This window comes from Streptomyces sp. SAT1 (genome assembly GCF_001654495.1).
Classification (GTDB): domain Bacteria; phylum Actinomycetota; class Actinomycetes; order Streptomycetales; family Streptomycetaceae; genus Streptomyces; species Streptomyces andamanensis.
In genome coordinates this window covers 2,542,539-2,560,620 of the sequence record NZ_CP015849.1, presented here as the reverse complement: position 1 = coordinate 2,560,620, position 18,082 = coordinate 2,542,539, and the positions used below count along the sequence as shown (strand labels likewise).

The 18,082-nt window shown below is 74.1% G+C and carries 14 protein-coding genes; 9 read left to right on the top strand and 5 right to left on the bottom strand.

Annotated features, from left to right (window positions below; genetic code table 11):
• Positions 1-6: 6 nt before the first annotated feature.
• On the bottom strand, positions 7-1,623 hold the full coding sequence (locus A8713_RS11105) for a carboxyl transferase domain-containing protein (RefSeq protein ID WP_064533273.1): 1,617 nt from the start codon (positions 1,621-1,623) through the stop codon (positions 7-9).
• Between the two features lie 97 nt (positions 1,624-1,720).
• Between A8713_RS11105 and A8713_RS11100 the strand changes: the two genes are divergently transcribed.
• From A8713_RS11100 to A8713_RS11085, 4 genes are all read left to right on the top strand, one after another.
• Complete coding sequence (locus tag A8713_RS11100; protein WP_064533272.1) at positions 1,721-2,329, top strand: SACE_7040 family transcriptional regulator; 609 nt, start codon at positions 1,721-1,723, stop codon at positions 2,327-2,329.
• A 202-nt stretch (positions 2,330-2,531) separates the two neighbouring features.
• Positions 2,532-3,689 (top strand): acyl-CoA dehydrogenase family protein, encoded by a 1,158-nt coding sequence (locus tag A8713_RS11095; RefSeq protein WP_064537432.1) that lies wholly within the window; start codon positions 2,532-2,534, stop codon positions 3,687-3,689.
• A gap of 5 nt (positions 3,690-3,694) precedes the next feature.
• The gene (locus tag A8713_RS11090; RefSeq protein WP_064533271.1) at positions 3,695-4,585 is read left to right on the top strand and encodes an acyl-CoA thioesterase; all 891 of its coding nucleotides are present in this window, start codon (positions 3,695-3,697) and stop codon (positions 4,583-4,585) included.
• Positions 4,586-4,590: 5 nt separating this feature from the next.
• Positions 4,591-5,571 carry a cation diffusion facilitator family transporter gene (locus A8713_RS11085; RefSeq protein ID WP_064533270.1) on the top strand — a complete coding sequence of 327 codons (981 nt, stop codon included), beginning with the start codon at positions 4,591-4,593 and terminating at the stop codon, positions 5,569-5,571.
• Between the two features lie 10 nt (positions 5,572-5,581).
• On the opposite strand, the gene A8713_RS11080 is transcribed toward A8713_RS11085, so the two are convergent.
• Positions 5,582-6,370 carry a phosphatase gene (locus tag A8713_RS11080; RefSeq protein ID WP_064533269.1) on the bottom strand — a complete coding sequence of 263 codons (789 nt, stop codon included), beginning with the start codon at positions 6,368-6,370 and terminating at the stop codon, positions 5,582-5,584.
• 62 nt (positions 6,371-6,432) lie between these two features.
• A complete protein-coding gene (locus tag A8713_RS11075) occupies positions 6,433-8,007 on the bottom strand; it encodes a PucR family transcriptional regulator (protein ID WP_079158912.1) in 1,575 nt (524 codons plus the stop codon).
• Between the two features lie 245 nt (positions 8,008-8,252).
• On the opposite strand from A8713_RS11075, the gene speB reads away from it, so the two are divergent.
• Positions 8,253-9,224 (top strand): agmatinase, encoded by a 972-nt coding sequence (speB, locus tag A8713_RS11070; RefSeq protein WP_064533268.1) that lies wholly within the window; start codon positions 8,253-8,255, stop codon positions 9,222-9,224.
• Positions 9,221-10,906, top strand: a complete 1,686-nt coding sequence (locus tag A8713_RS11065) for a thiamine pyrophosphate-binding protein (RefSeq protein WP_064533267.1) — start codon at positions 9,221-9,223, stop codon at positions 10,904-10,906. The genes speB and A8713_RS11065 overlap by 4 nt, the downstream gene beginning before the upstream one ends.
• A 6-nt stretch (positions 10,907-10,912) precedes the next feature.
• Here A8713_RS11065 and A8713_RS11060 read toward each other — a convergent pair whose 3' ends face one another.
• Together A8713_RS11060 and A8713_RS11055 are read right to left on the bottom strand one after the other, a co-directional pair.
• Positions 10,913-11,539, bottom strand: coding sequence for a DUF7691 family protein (locus tag A8713_RS11060; RefSeq protein ID WP_064533266.1), 627 nt, complete (start codon positions 11,537-11,539; stop codon positions 10,913-10,915).
• 125 nt (positions 11,540-11,664) lie between these two features.
• Entirely contained in the window at positions 11,665-12,036 is a 372-nt protein-coding gene (locus A8713_RS11055; RefSeq protein ID WP_064533265.1) for a hypothetical protein, read from the bottom strand.
• A 121-nt stretch (positions 12,037-12,157) separates the two neighbouring features.
• Here A8713_RS11055 and A8713_RS11050 point away from each other — a divergent pair, with 121 nt between their 5' ends.
• The 3 genes from A8713_RS11050 to A8713_RS11040 all read left to right on the top strand — a co-directional run bounded on the left by A8713_RS11050 (position 12,158) and on the right by A8713_RS11040 (position 18,040).
• Positions 12,158-13,084 (top strand): serine hydrolase, encoded by a 927-nt coding sequence (locus A8713_RS11050; protein WP_064533264.1) that lies wholly within the window; start codon positions 12,158-12,160, stop codon positions 13,082-13,084.
• A 53-nt stretch (positions 13,085-13,137) separates the two neighbouring features.
• The gene (locus tag A8713_RS11045) at positions 13,138-14,190 is read left to right on the top strand and encodes an esterase-like activity of phytase family protein (RefSeq protein WP_064537430.1); all 1,053 of its coding nucleotides are present in this window, start codon (positions 13,138-13,140) and stop codon (positions 14,188-14,190) included.
• Between the two features lie 109 nt (positions 14,191-14,299).
• Entirely contained in the window at positions 14,300-18,040 is a 3,741-nt protein-coding gene (locus tag A8713_RS11040; RefSeq protein ID WP_064533263.1) for an ABC transporter ATP-binding protein, read from the top strand.
• Positions 18,041-18,082: the final 42 nt, after the last annotated feature.

Sequence of the window (18,082 nt, the reverse complement as noted above, 5' to 3'; positions counted from 1 at the left end):
TCCCCCTCACATCCGGAAGACGCCGAACTGGGGGTCACCCAGCGGGGCGTTGGCGCACGCGGTCAGGGCCAGGCCCAGCACCTGCCGGGTCTCCAGCGGGTCGATGACGCCGTCGTCCCACAGGCGTGCGGTGGCGTAGTAGGCGTTGCCCTGGCGCTCGTACTGGGCGCGCACCGGGGCCTTGAAGGACTCCTCGTCCTCCACGGACCACTCCTCGCCGCGCGCCGCGAGCTGGTCGCGCTTGACGGTAGCCAACACGGAGGCGGCCTGCTCGCCGCCCATCACGGAGATCTTGGCGTTGGGCCACATCCACAGGAAGCGGGGGGAGTAGGCCCGGCCGCACATGGAGTAGTTGCCCGCGCCGTAGGAGCCGCCGACGACCACGGTCAGCTTGGGCACCCGGGTGCACGCCACCGCCGTGACCATCTTGGCGCCGTGCTTGGCGATGCCGCCCGCCTCGTAGTCGCGGCCCACCATGAAGCCGGAGATGTTCTGCAGGAACAGCAGCGGGATGCCGCGCTGGTCGCACAGCTCGATGAAGTGGGCGCCCTTCTGGGCGGACTCGGAGAACAGGATGCCGTTGTTGCCGATGACGCCGACCGGGTGGCCGTGGATCCGGGCGAAGCCGGTGACCAGGGTCTGCCCGAACTCGGCCTTGAACTCGGCGAAGCGGGAGCCGTCCACCACGCGCGCGATGATCTCCCGCACGTCGTAGGGGGTGCGGGAGTCCACCGGCACCGCGCCGTACAGCCCGTACGGGTCCGCCTTGGGCTCTGCGGGGGCGGTGACCTCCCAGGGCAGCGGCCCGCGCGCGGGGAGGGTGGAGACGATGGTGCGCACGATGCGCAGCGCGTGCGCGTCGTCCTCGGCGAGGTGGTCGGTGACGCCGGAGGTGCGCGCGTGCACCTCGCCGCCGCCCAGCTCCTCGGCGGTGACGACCTCGCCGGTGGCCGCCTTCACCAGCGGCGGGCCGCCCAGGAAGATCGTGCCCTGGTTGCGGACGATGACCGCCTCGTCGCTCATCGCCGGGACGTACGCCCCGCCGGCCGTGCACGAGCCGAGCACCGCGGCGATCTGCGGGATCCCGGCGCCCGACAGCCGCGCCTGGTTGTAGAAGATCCGCCCGAAGTGCTCCCGGTCGGGGAAGACCTCGTCCTGCATCGGCAGGAAGGCGCCGCCCGAGTCCACCAGGTACAGGCACGGCAGCCGGTTCTCCAGGGCCACCTCCTGCGCCCTGAGGTGCTTCTTGACCGTCATCGGGTAGTACGTCCCGCCCTTGACGGTGGCGTCGTTGGCGACGATCACGCACTCACGTCCGCTGACCCGGCCGATGCCCGCGATGACGCCGGCGGCCGGGGCCTGCCCGTCGTACATCCCGTCGGCGGCCAGCGGTGCCAGCTCAAGGAAGGGCGAGCCGGGGTCGAGGAGGGTGTCCACGCGCTCGCGCGGCAGCAGCTTGCCGCGCGCGGTGTGGCGCTCGCGCGCCCGCTCCCCGCCGCCCAGCCGGGCGGCGGCCAGCTTGCCGCGCAGTTCCTCCACGAGCGCCCGGTGCGCCTGTTCGTTGGCCCGCCAGGCCTCCGACGCGGGGTCTGCCGCGCTCGTCAGCTCCGGTGCCTCCTGCATCCTCGCGGTCCCCTCACCCAGTGATCCACTGTTAATGAGCGTTAACCCATTTCCCTCAGGTTAACGACCGCTAACGCCGCTGTCTAGAATTGTTCTCATGGCCACGCGAACCGACGCCCCCACCCGCCGCGAGCAGATCCTCAGGGAGGCCGCGCGGCTCTTCGCCGAACGCGGCTTCCACGGCGTCGGCGTCGACGAGATAGGCGCCGCGGTGGGCATCAGCGGACCCGGCCTGTACCGGCACTTCCCCGGCAAGGACGCGATGCTCGCGGAGCTGCTGGTCGGCATCAGCGGGCGGCTGCTGACCGGGGCGAAGCGGCGGCTGGCGGAGGCGGACGGGTCGGCGGGGCCGGAGGCGGTCCTCGACTCGCTCATCGAGGGGCACATCGACTTCGCGCTCGACGACCGCTCCCTCATCACCTTGCACGACCGCGAGCTGGACCGCCTCCGGGACAGCGACCGCAAGCTGGTGCGCCAGCTCCAGCGGCAGTACGTCGAGCTGTGGGTGGAGGTGGTCCGCCGGGTCCACCCCGGCCTGGCGGAGTCCGCCGCGCGCTCGGCGGTGCACTCGGTGTTCGGGCTGCTGAACTCGACCCCGCACCTGGGGCGGCGCGGGACCCTGCCGGGGCGGGGGCCGATGGGGGAGCTGCTGCACCGGATGGCGCGGGGCGCGTTCGCCTCGGCGGCGTCGCCCGCGACGGACTGAGCGGGGCGCCCCGGACTGAGCGGGGCGCCCCGGGCGGCGGGCCGCGCCCCGCCCTCCGTCACTCCTCCCCCTGTGCTCCCCCTGCGCTCCTCACGCTCCCGCGTGACGAGCGTTACCGGCCCGGCCCTTTACTGGCCTCGTACTCGTCGGTACGTTTGTGTGAGCAAGCGCTTAGACAGTCGAGGTCGCGGAGGTGGGCGGCGTGCGCCGTACGGTGTTCAACGAGGATCACGAGGCGTTCCGGGAGACCCTCCGCGCCTTCATCGAGGCCGAGGTCGTACCGGTGTACGACGAGTGGTTCGCGGCCGGGCAGGCCCCCCGGGACTTCTACTACAAGCTGGGCGAGCTGGGCGTCTTCGGGATCAACGTGCCCGAGGAGTTCGGCGGCGCGGGCCTGGACAGCCACAAGTTCGAGGCCGTCCTGTACGAGGAGACCGCGCGCGCGGGCGTGCAGTTCGGCGGCTCCGGCGTGCATGTGCTGCTCGCCCTGCCGTACATCAAGATGCTGGCCACCGAGGAGCAGAAGAAGCGGTACCTGCCGAAGTTCGTCACCGGCGAGGAGATGTGGGCCATCGCGATGACCGAGCCGGGCACCGGCTCCGACCTCGCGGGCATGAAGACCACCGCCAAGCTCTCCGAGGACGGCACGCACTACGTGCTCAACGGCGCCAAGACCTTCATCACCGGCGGTGTGCACGCCGACAAGGTCATCGTCTGCGCCCGCACCTCCGCGCCCAGGGAGGACGACCGCCGCTTCGGTATCTCGCTGTTCGCGGTGGACACCAAGTCGGAGGGCTACTCCGTCGGCCGCAAGCTGGACAAGCTGGGCCTGCGCACCTCCGACACCGCCGAGCTGGCCTTCGTCGACGTCAAGGTCCCGGCCGAGGACCTGCTCGGCGAGGAGAACAAGGGCTTCTCCTACCTCGGCCACAACCTGGCCTCCGAGCGCTGGGGCATCGCCTTCGGCGCCTACGCGCAGGCCAAGGCCGCCGTCCGGTTCGCCAAGAGTTACGTCCAGGACCGCACCGTCTTCGGCAAGCCGGTCGCCCACTTCCAGAACACCAAGTTCGAGCTGGCCGCCTGCCAGGCCGAGGTGGACGCGGCCGAGGCCGTCGCCGACCGGGCGACCGAGGCCCTGGACGCCGGCGAGCTGACCCCGGCCGAGGCGGCCTCCGCCAAGCTGTTCTGCACCGAGGTCGCCCACCGCGTCATCGACCGCTGCCTCCAGCTGCACGGCGGCTACGGCTACATGAACGAGTACCCGATCGCCCGTCTGTACGCCGACAACCGCGTGAACCGGATCTACGGCGGCACCAGCGAGATCATGAAGTCGATCATCGCCAAGAACATGGGCCTGTAGGACCCGTGAGCACGGCACTGCGGTCCCTGCTCGATCTGCTCGACCTGGAGCGGATCGAGCAGGACATCTTCCGGGGCCGCTCCCGCTCGGCCGTCGTCCCGCGCGTCTTCGGCGGGCAGGTCGCGGCGCAGGCGATGGTCGCCGCCGGGCGCACGGTCCCCGCCGACCGGCACGCGCACTCGCTGCACGCCTACTTCCTGCGCCCCGGCGACCCCGGCGCGCCCATCGTCTACACGGTGGACCGCATCCGCGACGGCCGCTCCTTCACCACCCGCCGGGTGGTCGCGGTCCAGCACGGGCAGCCGGTCTTCCACCTCTCGGCGTCCTTCCAGACGTACGAGGAGGGCCTGGACCACCAGGTGCCCATGCCGCCCGCGCCGGACCCGGAGACCCTGCCCACCTCCGCCGAGCGGCTGCGCGGCTACGGCCATCTGGCGCCCGAGGTGGTCGAACGGCTCCTGGAGACCCGTGAGGCCGTCGACCTGCGCTACGTCGGCGAACCCCCGTACGGCGACTACGGCACACCCCGCGAGCCGCACTCGCAGGTGTGGTTCCGGGCCAACGGCAAGCTCGACGGCGACGTCGACACCCCGCTCCTGCACGTCGTCCTCGCCACCTACGTCTCGGACATGACGCTGCTCGACTCGGTGCTGCTCGCCCACGGGCGCGGCGGCTGGGCGGTCGGCGACGTCGTCGGGGCCTCCCTGGACCACGCGATGTGGTTCCACCGGCCCTTCCGCGCCGACGAGTGGCTGCTGTACGACCAGGTCTCGCCGTCGGCGTCCGGCGGGCGCGGGCTCGGGCAGGCCCGTATCCACACCCAGGACGGGCGGCTGGCCGTCACGGTGATCCAGGAAGGCGTGGTGCGCGTTCCCCGGGAACCCCGGGAACACTGAGGGGCATGGCGCAGACCGACCAGGACGACCAGGACGGCCCACAGGCACGGCGGGGCGGCGGCGAGAGCACCACCACGGTGATCGTCGCCGCCCTCGCCAACCTGGGCATCGCGCTGGCCAAGGCGGTCGCCGGCGTGCTCAGCGGATCCAGCGCGATGCTGTCCGAGGCCGCGCACTCGGTGGCCGACACGGTCACCGAGGTGCTGCTGCTGACCGCGCTCAAGCGCAGCGAGCGCCCCGCCGACGAGGAGCACCCCCTCGGCTACGGCCCCGAGCGCTACATCTGGGCGCTGCTGGCCGCCGTCGCCACCTTCGTCGGCGGCGCGGTCTTCTCCCTCTACGACGGCGTGCACACCCTGGTCGCGGGCGAGGAGCCGGGCGATCCGCTGGTGGCGTACCTGGTGCTCGCCGTGGCCTTCCTGCTGGAGGGCTTCTCGCTGCGCACGGGTCTGCGCCAGGCGCGCGGCGAGGCCGCCCGGCTCGCGGTGCCCTTCCGCCGCTGGTTCCGGCGCACCGCCGACACCGCCGTCAAGGCCGTCGTCATGGAGGACTCCGCCGCCCTGGTCGGCCTGCTGCTCGCGGCGGGCGGCCTGCTCGGCGGCCAGCTCACCGGCTCGGGCGTCTGGGACGGTGTCGCCTCGCTGTGCATCGGCGCGCTGCTGCTGTACGTCGCCTGGGTGCTGGGCCGGTCCAACGCGGAGCTGCTGATCGGCCGCCCGCTGCCGCCCGCCGCCCGGGAGCTGATCCGGCGCGAGCTGCTGGCCCTGGACGACATCGAGGACGTACTGGAGCTGGTCACGCTGGTGCAGGGGCCCCGGGAGGCGCTGGTGGCGGCGAAGGTCGACCTCCGGGACGGGGCGAGCGCCGCCCGGATCGAATGGACGTGCGAGCAGGCCGAGCGGCGGCTGCGCGCGGCCCTGCCCCTGGTCGGCCGGGTCTATCTGGACCCGACGCCGGGCCGCGCCCGGCGCGGCCCGCTGCCGTGAGGGGCGGCGCTCAGGCCAGGCCCGCCTGCTCCAGCAGATACGCCGTCATCGGGTCGTAGTGGCGCGGGCTGACCACGTGGTCGTCGAGCGGGACCGTCACCTGGACGGTGCCCTCGGCCTCGGCGAGGAAGAGCGCCGGGTCGTTGCAGTCGGCGTAGCCGCAGGAGTCCACGCCCAGCTGTCCGGCGCAGCCCGCCCAGCCGTGGTCGGCGACGACCAGGTCGGGCAGCGGCCGGCCCGCGCGCTCCAGACCGGTCAGGATCGCCCGCATCGGCTCGCCGGAGTGGGTGTGCCACAGCGTGGCGCCGTGCTCCAGCATCGCCACGTCCGCGAACTGCATGACGTAGCCCTCGTCGGTCTGCAGGCCCTCGGGGATGACGACGATCTCGCAGCCGGCGGCCCGCAGCGCGGCGGCCGTGGCGCGGTGCACGTCCAGCAGGCCGCCGGGGTGGCCGGTGGCCAGCAGCACCCGCTGCCCGCCGTCGGCCGCCTTGCGCAGCCGCCCGGCCAGCCGCTCCAGGCCGTCCACGGTCAGCTCGGGATCGATGGTGTCCTGGCCCTGGCGGTGCTCCGGGTCGTCGACGACCCCGACCCGCTCGGCCATCACCGCGAGCACGTCCTGCTCGTCGGTCCAGCGGTCGCCGAGTTCCAGGCCGAGCCAGTAGTTCCGGTCGCCGTTGGCCAGTTTGCGGTAGTGCGACAGGTTGTTCTCGCGGGGCGTGGCGACGTCCCCCGCGATACGGGTCCTGACGAGGTGGTCGACGAGTTCGGCGCGGCTGGGTGTCCCGGGTATCGGCATGGCTCCCATTGTGGGGCAGCGGGCGGCGCGCGACCGCCGTACCCGAGAGGCTGGGACGCGGGTCACTCCCGGCGCCCGAGCGCGAACCACAGCTCCATGCGGACGTCGGGATCGTCCAGGTCGGCGCCGAGCAGGGCCGCGCACCGGGCGATCCGCTGCCGCACGGTGTTGCGGTGCACGGCCAGCGCCACCGCCGTGCGGTCCCAGCCGCCGTGCAGCGACAGCCAGGCGCGCAGCGTCTCGGTGAGCGCCGGGTGCCCGGCCAGCGGGGCGAGCACGGCACGGGCGTGGGCGGCGGCCGCACCGGGCGGCACCAGGTCGTCCAGCGCGGGCCGGTCCGCGTGGCGGACCAGGGCGGCGCGGGTGGCGCGGGCGCGGGCCAGGGCGCGGGCCGCCTGGGTGTCGGCGGCGGCCCACTGCGCGGGCGCGGCGGGCGCGCTGAGCCCGAGCGTCCAGCCGGGCTGCGCGGCCGGTGCCCGGTCGGCGGGCAGCAGCACCCTTACGACCCCCGATCCGTCGTCCGCCAGGTCCACCAGGGGCGAGCCCAGGGCGGCGCCCAGCGCCGAGGCGGCGATCCGGTCGGCGGGCCGGTCCGGCCGGTCCGGCCGGTGCTCGGGACGGGCGTGCACCACGGTCCAGGGGCCCGCGCCGAGCAGCGGCGCCACCTCCTCGGCCGGTGCGCCCAGCAGCAGCCGCACCAGCGCGGCGGACCGGTCGGCGCCGCTGCCGCCCCGGTGCTCGCCGGTGAGCAGGGACAGCAGGACCGCGGCCACCGAGGCGATGGTGTGGTCGCCGGGCTCGTGCCGCGCCGAGGCGACGGCGAGGACGAAACCCCGGCCCGCGCCCAGCGCGTAGGCGGCCAGCCGGGTCCCGGCGGCGGTGTCGGTGGCCGAGCTGGGCGCCCGCGCGCCCGCCCGCTCCCCGGGCCGCACCCGGGCGGCCAGCGCCGCCAGCGCGTCCGGCACCCCGGCCGCCGGGTCCCGCCCGGCCCGCGCGACCGGTGCGCCGTCCGGCCCGTACAGCACGGCCGCGCCGGCCAGCTCCCGGGCCAGCCGGCGCAGCACGGACGGCACCGGGTCGGGCCGCGAGGCGGCGGCGGCCAGGCCCTGCTGGGCCCCGGTGACCCGGCGCAGCTCGGCCAGCCGCGCCTCGGCCACCAGCTGCCACACGGCGCGGGCCACCGCGGCGAAGGTGGTCCGCGGGGGCACCTCGACCAGCGGCAGCCCGCGCCCGGCGCAGGCGGCGGCCAGGGCGGCGGGCACGGTGTCGTGGACCGGGGCCACGCCGAAGCCGAGGGCCGCCCCGCCCGCCGCGACGATCCGGTCGACATAGGCGTCGAAGTACCCGGCGGGCACGCCCCCCTCTGCGGGCCCGGGGACGTGCACGCCCGCGGTCAGCAGCAGCTCGCCGCCCAGCAGGTACGGGTAGGGGTCGGCCATCTCCGTGGTGTGCGCCCCGTGGATCACGACACCCGGGCCGCACGGCCCGGCGAGCAGGCGCAGGGCCAGGTCCTCGCGGGACAGCAGCGCGGACAGCGGGACGGGCGGGGTCGGCGGGACCGGAGGGGCTGGCGGGGCTGGTGGGGCTGGTGGGGCCGGAGGCGCGGGCGGGGGCTGCGGTGCGGGAGTGTCCGGCATGGTGTGCGATTCCTCCTTCCGGGGCTGCTCGGATGGAGGAAACGTACACTTCGCAGCCGCTTCCCGGCCGCCTAGTGTCGGTCGGTGCGCCCCGGGCCGTCCCGGCGGCCTCCGGGGCGGCCCGGGGACCCGGCGTCCCCGCCGGGCCCGGCCCGAACGCGCGCCCGGACCCGCCCGGCGCACACCAGTAGAGTCGCCTGAAGCAGTACATGCGCGACGAAGCGCAGGAAAGAAGGCTTTTCATCATGAGCGGCAACGAGACGCCCCGCGGCCCGGTCGACTCCTCCCGGATCCCCCGCTACGCCGGCCCGGCCACCTTCGCCCGGCTGCCCCGCCTCGACGAGGTGGGCACCGCCGACGTCGCGGTGGTGGGCGTGCCGTTCGACTCCGGTGTCTCCTACCGGCCCGGCGCCCGCTTCGGCGGCAACGCCATCCGCGAGGCGTCCCGGCTGCTGCGCCCCTACAACCCGGCGCAGGACGCCTCCCCGTTCGCCCTCGCCCAGGTCGCCGACGGCGGGGACATCGCCGTCAACCCGTTCGACATCAACGAGGCCGTGGAGACCGTCGAGGCCGCCGCCGCCGACCTGCTCGGCACCGGCGCCCGCCTGATGACCCTCGGCGGCGACCACACCATCGCGCTGCCGCTGCTGCGTTCGGTCGCCAGGAAGCACGGCCCGGTCGCCCTGCTGCACTTCGACGCCCACCTGGACACCTGGGACACCTACTTCGGCGCCGAGTACACGCACGGCACCCCCTTCCGCCGGGCCGTGGAGGAGGGCATCCTCGACACCTCCGCCCTCTCCCACGTCGGCACCCGCGGCCCGCTCTACGGCAAGCAGGACCTGACCGACGACGAGAAGATGGGCTTCGGCATCGTCACCTCGGCGGACGTCTACCGGCGCGGCGCCGACGAGATCGCCGACCAGCTGCGCCAGCGCATCGGCGACCGGCCGCTGTACATCTCCATCGACATCGACTGCCTGGACCCGGCCCACGCGCCCGGCACCGGCACGCCCGAGGCCGGCGGCATGACCTCCCGCGAACTCCTGGAGATCCTGCGCGGCCTGGCCTCCTGCCGCCTGGTGTCGGCCGACGTCGTCGAGGTCGCCCCGGCCTACGATCACGCCGAGATCACCTCGGTGGCGGCCTCCCACACCGCCTACGAGCTGACCACGATCATGGCCCGACAGATCGCCGAGGAGAAGGCAGCCAAGTGACCCACGACCACGACCTGGTGCTCCGCCCGACGCCCGCCCAGACGGAGGCGGCGCTCAGTCCGCCCCCGGGCCGCACCGGCGCGGACCTGGTCGTGGAGACCCTGGCCGGGCTGGGCGCGACCACCGTCTTCGGCCTGCCCGGCCAGCACGCCCTGGGCGTGTTCGACGCGCTGCGCCGCTCGGACCTGCGCTACGTCGGCCTGCGCACGGAGGGCAACGCGGGCTTCGCGGCCGACGCGTACGGCCGGATCACCGGCGAGGCCGCCCCGCTGCTGGTGTCCACCGGCCCGGGAGCCCTCACCTGCCTGCCCGCGCTCCAGGAGGCGGCGGCGGCCTCGGCGCCGGTCCTCGCCATCGGCAGCCAGGTCCCCGTCGCCGGACTCGGCGGCGGACGCCACGGCTATCTGCACGAACTGCCCGACCAGGCCGCCGTGTTCCGGGGCGTGGTGAAGTCCGTCCACCCGGTGCGTACCGCCTCCCAGATCCCGTCCGCCCTCGCGGCGGCCTGGCAGTCCGCGCTCACCGCGCCGCACGGCCCGGTCTGGGTGGAGATCCCGCAGGACGTGCTGCTGGCCGAGACCGTGCTGCCGCAGGTCACGGCGGTGGACGCCACCCCGCAGGAGCTGGTGCCCCGCCCCGAACTGACCGCCGTCGCCGCCCGGTTGCTGTCCACGGCGGAGCGCCCGGCGATCATCGCGGGCGGCGGGGTGGTCCGCGCCGACGCCGCCAAGAAGCTGCGGGCGCTCGCCGAACGGCTGAACGCGCCCGTGGTCACCACCTTCGGCGGCAAGGGCGCCTTCCCCTGGAACCACCCGCTCTCCCTCCAGTCCTGGCTGGAGGACCGGCACACCACCGACTTCCTGGAGGACGCCGACGTCCTGCTGGTCGTCGGCTCCGGACTCGGCGAACTCTCCTCGAACTACCACACGTTCGCCCCGCGCGGCCGTATCGTCCAGATCGAGGTCGACCTCGGCAAGCTGGAGTCGAACCACCCGGCCCTCGGCATCCACGCGGACGCCCGCCTCGCCCTCCAGGCACTCCTGGAGACCACCGGGGAGCGCCGCGACGACACGGCCGCCGACCGGGTGCGGGAGCTGCTGGCCAAGGTCCGGGGCCGCCTCGCCGCCCAGGAACTGACCCTGGAGCAGGACGTCCTGGCCGCCGTGCGCCGCGCCCTGCCCGCCGGTTCGCCGTCCTTCTGGGACATGACGATCCTGGCGTACTGGGCGTGGTCGGCCTTCGACGCCGAGGCGCCCAACACCATGCACTCCGCCCAGGGCGCCGGCGGTCTCGGCTACGGCTTCCCGGCCGCCCTCGGCGCGGCCGTGGCCGACCCGACCCGCCCGGTCCTCGCCGTCTCCGGCGACGGCGGCGCCCTGTACTCCGTCGCCGAACTGGCCACCGCCCGCCAGTACGGCCTGGACGTCACCTGGCTGATCGTGGACGACGGCGGTTACGGCATCCTGCGCGAGTACATGACCGACGCCTTCGGCCGTGCCACCGCCACCGACCTCACCCGCCCGGACTTCACGGCCCTCGCCGAGTCCTTCGGCGTCCCCGGCGTACGCACGAGCCCGGAAACGCTGGAACAGGACCTCACGAAGGCCCTGGCCACCCCCGGCCCGTCGGTCGTCGTCCTCCCCGCCGTCCTGCGCATGTTCGCACCGACGCACCTGGACTGAACGCCGTCAGCCGCACCAGAAGAAGATCGTGTCCGGGGTCTGTCCCAGCTCCAGCCCCTGGACGCCCTCCCACTCCTCCGCCTCGAAGCGCAGCGCCTTCGCGAGCGGGCCGACCGTCTGCGCGCACTCCCCGGTGAGGCGGGGGAGGACGGCCTCGTAGGCGTCGGCGACCGCGGCGGCACGCGCGGCCGGCAGGACGCCGGTCGACGGTGTGATGTCCCCGGAGTGCGGCATCGGCACCGGCGTTCCGCCGAACAGGAAGGACGACGGCCGCAGCTCCGACGGCACGCCGAGACCAGCCAGTTCGTCGTCCACCTGGGAGAACCAGGACAGCCGGCGCCACCACCCCAGGTCCGTCGGATCGGAGAAGTGGCAGGCGACCAGGGCGTGGAAGGCATGGCGGTAGGCGGGATCCGCCTCCCGGCCGAAGTCGCCCGCCAGCAGCTCGTCCAGGGCCTGCCGGACCGGCAGGTCACCGTCCCTGCCGTCCTCGCGGAACCGGGCGTCCGTCTCCTCGCACCGCTCCCGCACGATCCCGAGCATCCGCTGCTGCTCCGGCGTCGGCTCCACCGCGGTCAGCAGCCGGACGACCGTCCGCAGGTCCCCGGTGCGCATCTCCAGGTGATGGCTCACGTCCTTCTCTCCCCGTCGCCGTCCGTCGGCGTCCGGACCGTGATCGCAAGGACCGCCGGGGCCGGGGGACCCGTGGTCCGGCGCCGTCCGCCGCCCGCTCATCCCGCCGCTCCGGCGCCGCCCGCTCACCCCGCCACGAGGTCCCCGTACTTCTCCGCGTACGCCGTGCGCTGTTCGGCGTAGCCGTCGACGAAGGCGCGCTGTTCGCCGGGGCTCATGGTGTGGCCGGGGATCCGCCGGGGGAGCAGCGGGCCGGGGAGTTCGCGGAAGGTCTCGGCGGCGGCCCTCCAGTGGCCGCCGCCGCGGCGGCGGGCCGTCATGAGGTGGTCCATCACGGACGACAGCTCCTCGCCCAGGAAGTCCATGGGCATCTCCTTGACCAGGAGTTCGTCCGGCTCGGGCGGCTCGCCCGGCCGTCCGGCCAGCAGGCGCAGGGTCCACAGCGCCGCGAGGAGGCGTCCGGACAGGTGGTGGTCGCTCGGCTTCTGTTCTGCCACGCGCCCTTCCTACCCGCCGGGCGGTGCCCATCCACCCCGCGTCGGGGGGCCGTTCGGGCAGGGGTGGCCGAAATCGCCCCGGCCGTACAACCATTGCCTCCGATCCGTGCGTCCACCGGGTATGACTCACTGGATATCCCGACGCGTCAGGGTGCTCGCGGCGATCGGCGCGGGCACCGGCATGCTCCTCCCGTGCGTGGCCGCGGCGACCCCGGCCGCCGCCGCTCCCGACCAGGTCAGCTGCACGTCCGGCAAGGCGGGGCTGGCCGCCAGGCTCCAGCAGGACATCACCGCGGCGATGGCGGGCCGCAAGGGCTCCATCGCCGTCGGTGTGCGCGACCGCGCCACCGACACGACCTGCACCTTCCGCGAGTCGAGCGCCTACGACTCGGCGAGCGTGGTCAAGGTGACCGTCCTCGCCACCCTGCTGTGGGACGCGAAGAAGACCGAGCGCTATCTCACCGACCGCGAGGTGACGCTCACCAAGGCGATGATCACGCAGTCGGACAACGACGCGACCACCGCGCTGTGGAAGCAGCTCGGACTGACCAGGATCAACGGCTTTCTGGGCGCCGCCGGCATGACCCAGACCAAGCCGGACCCGGACGGCTACTGGGGCCTGACCCAGATCACCGTGCGCGACGAGCAGAAGCTGCTCGCCCTGGTCACGGCGAAGAACGCGGTCCTGAGCGACAACTCCCGTGCCTACATGCTCCAGCTGATGGGCCAGGTCGTGTCCTCGCAGCGCTGGGGCACGCCCGCCGGGGCGCCGTCCACGGTCGCCGTGCACGTCAAGAACGGCTGGCTGGAGCGGGCCACGCACGGCTGGCGGGTGCACAGCGTGGGCACCTTCGACGGCGGTGGCCACGACTACACGATCACGGTGCTCACCCAGGACAACAGCACCATGGACTACGGCGTCACCACCATCCAGAACATCGCGACGGCCGTCCACAAGGACATCGCCCCCACCACGCGGTGGGCCAAGCGGCTGGAGCCGCCGGCCCGTCCCAGGGAGGCCACCGTCCCGCTGCCGCCGACCGGCTGACGCTTCACCGGGCGGTCTCCCACGAGCCACGCGGGACCCCTACGGTGACGGTCATGCGCCTGAGAACCGTACTCGCGACCGTCACCGCCGGCCTGGCGGCGGCCACCTGCCTCACCGCGGGGCCGGCCGCCGCCACCCCCGCCCCGGACCACACCCGGGACCGCGCCCGGGACCACGCCTGCTCCCCGTCCGTCTCCCTCGACCGCTTCTCCGACGCGCTCGACAAGACGACCTACCGGGGCTCCTACACCGGCAACTTCTCCGCCCTCGCCCGCGACCGGCACGGCGACCTCGCCGCCCTCTCCGACCGCTCCGAGCTGTTCACCCTGGACCGCCGCACGCTCAAGCCCACCGGCGTGGTCCCGCTCGCCGACGAGCAGGGCGCGCCGCTCGACTCCGAGGGCCTGGTCGTCGACCGGGACGGCACCCGGCTGATCACCTCCGAGACCGAGCCGTCCGTACGCCGCTACTCCCGCGACGGCCGCATCCTGGACCGGCTGCCGGTGCCCGGCGCGCTGCGCGTCGCCCCCGCGGGCCGCGCCACCGCCAACCAGACCTTCGAGGGCCTGACCCTGCTGCCCGGCGGCCGGACCCTGCTCGCCTCCATGGAGTACGCGCTCAGCGGCGACGACAGCCGCACGGTGCGCTTCCAGACCTGGCAGCGCACCCGGGACGGGCACTTCCGGCTCGCCGCCCAGTACGCCTACCGCACCGACGACGCGACCCTCGGCGTCCCCGAGGTGCAGGCCGTACCGGACGGCCGGCTGCTCGTCCTGGAGCGCGGCTTCACCGCGGGCGTGGGCAACACCGTCCGTCTCTACCTCGCCGACCCGCGCCGCGCCACCGACACCAGCGGCATCGAACACCTGACCGGACAGTCGGGGGTCCGGCTGATCGGGAAGACCCTGCTCACCGACCTCGCCGCCTGCCCCTCGCTCGGCGCCACCGCCCACCAGCCCCAGCCCAACCCGCTCCTCGACAACGTCGAGGGGATGACCGTCGCCGGCCACGACACCCGGGGCCGTCTGCGCGTCCTGCTGGTCAGCGACGACAACGCGAACGCGGCCCAGACCACGCGGTTCTACTACCTCCGCGTGCGGATCTGACCGCTCTCGGAGTGTCCCCGCCCGTGCGCGAAATGTTGCGGGGGGATGAAATCCGCTGCCGTCCGTGTTGGTGCCTTCCGGAAGATCAGGCCGTCAGGGAGGCACCGACGTGGCAGCGCAGCCGGGGGAGACACGAGGGTGGGTGCGCAGGCTCGCCTCGTACGCGTGGCGCCATCCCAAGGACGTGGTCCTCGCCCTCGGCTCCTCCCTCGCCGGAATGGCCGTCCTGGCGCTGGTCCCGCTGATCACCAAGGTGATCATCGACGATGTCGTCGGTGACCGCAGCCGCCCCATGGCCCCCTGGGCCGGCGCCCTGATCGGCGCCGCCCTCCTCGTCTACGCGGCCACCTACGTCCGGCGCTACTACGGCGGCCGGCTCGCCCTCGACGTCCAGCACGACCTGCGGACCGAGATGTACGCGTCGATCACCCGGCTCGACGGCCGCCGCCAGGACGAGCTGTCCACCGGGCAGGTCATCGGCCGCGCCACCAGCGACCTCCAGCTCATCCAGGGGCTGCTGTTCATGCTGCCGATGACCATCGGCAACGTCCTGCTCTTCCTGATCTCGCTGGCGATCATGGCCTGGCTCTCGCTGCCGCTGACCCTGATCGCGCTCGCCGTCGCCCCCGCGCTCGGCTGGATCGCCTCGCGCAGCCGCCGCAGACTGCACCCCGCCACCTGGTACGCGCAGGCGCAGGCCGCCGCCGTGGCGGGCGTGGTGGACGGCGCGGTCAGCGGGGTCCGCGTGGTCAAGGGCTTCGGGCAGGAGGAGCAGGAGACCGCCAAGCTGCGCGCGGTCGGCCGCAGGCTCTTCGCCGGGCGGCTGCGCACCATCCGGCTGAACGCGCGCTTCACCCCGGCCCTCCAGTCGGTCCCCGCGCTCGGCCAGGTCGCGATGCTGGCGCTCGGCGGCTGGCTGGCCGTGCACGGGCACATCACGCTCGGCACCTTCGTCGCCTTCTCCACCTACCTCGCCCAGCTCGTCGGCCCGGTCCGGATGCTCGCCGTGGTCCTCACCGTCGGCCAGCAGGCCCGCGCCGGCACCGAACGCGTCCTGGAGCTGATCGACACCGAGCCCACGCTCACCGAGGGCACCCGGGAACTGCCCGCGGACGCGCCCGCGACCGTCGAGTTCGACGACGTGTCCTTCTCCTACACCGACGGCCGCCCCGTCCTGAAGGGCCTGTCCTTCGCGATCCGCCCCGGCGAGACCCTCGCCGTCGTCGGCTCCTCCGGCTCCGGCAAGTCCACCCTCTCCCTGCTGCTGCCGCGCTTCTACGACGTCACCCACGGCGCCGTCCTGATCGGCGGCCACGACGTGCGCGAGCTGACGCTCAGCTCGCTGCGGTCCGCCATCGGCCTGGTCCCCGAGGACTCCTTCCTCTTCTCCGACACCATCCGCGCCAACATCGCCTACGGCCGCCCCGACGCCACCGACGAGGAGATCACCGCCGCCGCCCGCGCCGCCCAGGCCGACCGGTTCATCACCGAGCTGCCCGAGGGCTACGCCACCGAGGTCGGCGAGCAGGGCCTGACCCTCTCCGGCGGCCAGCGCCAGCGCGTCGCCCTGGCCCGCGCCATCCTGGCCGACCCGCGGCTGCTCGTCCTGGACGACGCCACCTCCGCCGTCGACGCCCGCGTCGAGCACGAGATCCACGAGGCGCTCGCCCGGGTCATGGCGGGCCGCACCACGCTGCTGATCGCGCACCGCCGCTCCACCCTGGCCCTGGCCGACCGCATCGCCGTCCTGGACGGCGGCCGGCTCGCCGACCTCGGCACCCACGACGAGCTCCAGGAGCGCTCCGCGCTCTACCGGCGGCTGCTCACCGACCCCGACGGACTCGGCGAGGTCTCCCCGGGCCACACCCCGCCCGCCGCGCCCCCGGAGGACGCCTCCGTCCGCGCGGAACTGGACGCCGAGTTCGACGCCGAGCGGGGCATCACCCCGAAGCTGTGGACGGGCGAGCGCGAACCGCGCGACGCCGCCACCGCCGGCATGCCCGCCACCCCCGAACTGCTCGCCCAGGTCGAGGCACTGCCACCGGCCACCGACACCCCCGACGTCGACGAGGCCCGCGCCGTACGCCCCGAGGACTCCTACGGCCTGCGCCATCTGCTGCGCGGCTTCGGACTGCCCCTGCTGGCCAGCCTCGGCCTGGTCGCCCTGGACGCCGGGATGGGCCTGCTGCTGCCGGTCCTGATCCGGCACGGCATCGACCAGGGCGTCACCAAGGCGGCCATCGGCGCCGTCTGGGCCGCCGCCCTGCTCGGGCTGCTCGCCGTGCTCGTGCAGTGGGCGGCGCAGACCGGCGAGACCCGGATGACCGGCCGCACCGGCGAACGCGTCCTGTACACGCTGCGCCTGAAGATCTTCGCCCAGCTCCAGCGGCTCGGCCTCGCCTACTACGAGCGCGAGCTGACCGGCCGGATCATGACCCGGATGACGACGGACGTGGACGCCCTGTCGACGTTCCTCCAGACCGGCCTGGTCACGGCGTTCGTCTCGGTGGTCACCTTCTTCGGCATCATGGTCGCCCTGCTGGTGATCGACGTACAGCTCGCGCTGGTCGTCTTCGCCACCCTGCCCCCGCTCGTCATCGCCACGTTCTTCTTCCGCCGGGCCAGTGTGAAGGCGTACGAACTGGCCCGTGAGCGGGTGTCGGCGGTCAACGCCGACCTCCAGGAGTCGGTGGCCGGGCTGCGGATCGTGCAGGCGTTCGGGCGCGAGCGCGACGGCGGGCGGCGGTTCGCCGAGCGCAGCGACAGCTACCGCCGGGCCCGGATACGCGGCCAGTGGCTGATCTCCGTGTACTTCCCGTTCGTGCAGTTCCTCTCCTCGGTCGCGGCGGCCTCCGTGCTGATCGCGGGCGCGGGCCGGGTCGAGGCGGCCACGCTGACCACCGGCGCCCTGGTGGCGTACCTGCTCTACATCGACCTGTTCTTCGCCCCCGTCCAGCAGCTCTCCCAGGTCTTCGACGGCTACCAGCAGGCCACCGTCTCGCTGGGCCGCATCCAGGAGCTGCTGCGCGAGCCCGCGTCCACGAAGCCCGCCGAGCGGCCCCGCGAGGTGTCCGCGCTGCGCGGCGACATCGCCTTCGAGGACGTGCGCTTCGCCTACGGCGCCGAGGGCGCCGAGGAACAGGCCCTCACCGGCATCGACCTGCGCATTCCCGCCGGGCAGACGGTGGCCTTCGTCGGCGAGACCGGCGCGGGCAAGTCGACCCTGGTCAAGCTGGTCGCCCGGTTCTACGACCCGACCGGCGGCCGGGTCACCGCGGACGGCACGGACCTGCGCGAGCTGGACCTGACGGCGTACCGCCACCGGCTCGGGGTGGTCCCGCAGGAGGCGTACCTCTTCCCGGGCACCGTCCGCGACGCCATCGCCTACGGCCGTCCCGGCGCCACCGACGCCGAGGTGGAGGCGGCGGCCCGCGCGGTCGGCGCGCACGAGATGATCGCCACCCTGGAGGGCGGCTATCTGCACGAGGTCGCCGAGCGCGGCCGCAATCTCTCCGCGGGCCAGCGCCAGCTGATCGCGCTGGCCCGCGCCGAACTGGTCGACCCGGACGTCCTGCTGCTCGACGAGGCGACCGCCGCCCTCGACCTGGCCACCGAGGCCCAGGTCAACCAGGCCACCGACCGGCTCGCGGGCCGCCGCACCACGCTGGTGGTCGCCCACCGGCTGACCACGGCGGCCCGCGCGGACCGGGTGGTGGTCCTGGACCACGGCCGGGTCGCCGAGGACGGCACCCACGACGAGCTGCTGGCCCGCGACGGCCACTACGCCGCGCTGTGGCGCACCTTCACCGGCGCGGCCGAGCCGGAGGAGCCGGTCGGCGCCCCCCGGTGACGGGCGGGAGCAACCGTCCGAGGTGTGTACGGCGTCCGTACA